This window comes from Pyrobaculum sp. (assembly GCF_049971835.1).
GTDB lineage: Archaea > Thermoproteota > Thermoprotei > Thermoproteales > Thermoproteaceae > Pyrobaculum.
On record NZ_JBMFKV010000392.1, the window covers coordinates 1 to 894 of the forward strand.

The 894-nt window shown below is 44.4% G+C and carries 2 protein-coding genes; both read right to left on the reverse strand.

All coding sequences use genetic code 11. From position 1 onward, the window contains the following. A partial coding sequence (locus ACP5J3_RS14905; RefSeq protein WP_428496392.1) for a hypothetical protein occupies nucleotides 1-352 on the reverse strand: 352 nt, incomplete at its 3' end. Nucleotides 353-474: 122 nt separating this feature from the next. Continuing rightward, nucleotides 475-894, reverse strand: a 420-nt coding sequence (locus tag ACP5J3_RS14910; RefSeq protein ID WP_428496393.1) for a hypothetical protein, incomplete at its 5' end; no start/stop codon positions are given.

The following is an 894-nucleotide window of genomic DNA, read 5'->3' on the forward strand; positions in this document are numbered from 1 at the left end:
CAATGACGTTTACGTAAGTAGTTAACGTAAGGTTAGGCTCTCTGTACGAGCTCCTCTTAAAGTCCAACATACACTGACACCCAAACTTATCTGTGTAATATTCACAGCCGTCGGTACATAAGCCGAATGGGTCTACTTCTAGTCCTAATACATCTGCATATTCAGGATAAAACAGGGAAAAGTAGGTAATTTTTGGATTCATGACAAACTGACAGCAACTTTCGCCACTGCATAAATAACACCACGCCTCATAGCAAGTTTTCCCAGCAACGTAGTCTACTGCACCATTGGTTTCAATAGCTACCGGACATTCAACTGAATCTACAGGCTTAATTACATATTTGTACTGCATAGCATCCTACACGCTTTAATGAGTTGTGGTTCAACCATAGCGGCTGAACGTCTAACCACCATGTTAAAATTAATGTGCGTTTAAAGCCTTACCCCGCCCTAAAGGGCGAGGTTTGTCAACGCCTACATCATAGCAGTTACGAACTCGTATCTTGGATTTACAACTATATGCGGCACCCTCCCCTCGCTTTTATCGATGTGACCCCCGCCGAAGTATATGTTTCTGACTACTGATAAATACCATCTGTTGTCAGGCGGCTTAACTGTAGGCGTGTCAAACGTTATCGCGCCGCGCACAGTAGGCACGTAGCTCTTAGCGCCGTCTTCAAGCGACACTATAAGCTCCTCGGTGTAAACAGTACCTGACTCGTACAGCGTAGTTACAGTCTCCTCTCTCATACACTGATAATTATAGCACTTGCGCCTAATTGGATCGTAATCAACAACTGGCATGCAGTACACGTCTTGTTTATACAGCGCCTCGCTTATCTCAGACTTTGAGTAGTAATACGGCACGTATTCAATAACAATAGGCGCGATGCC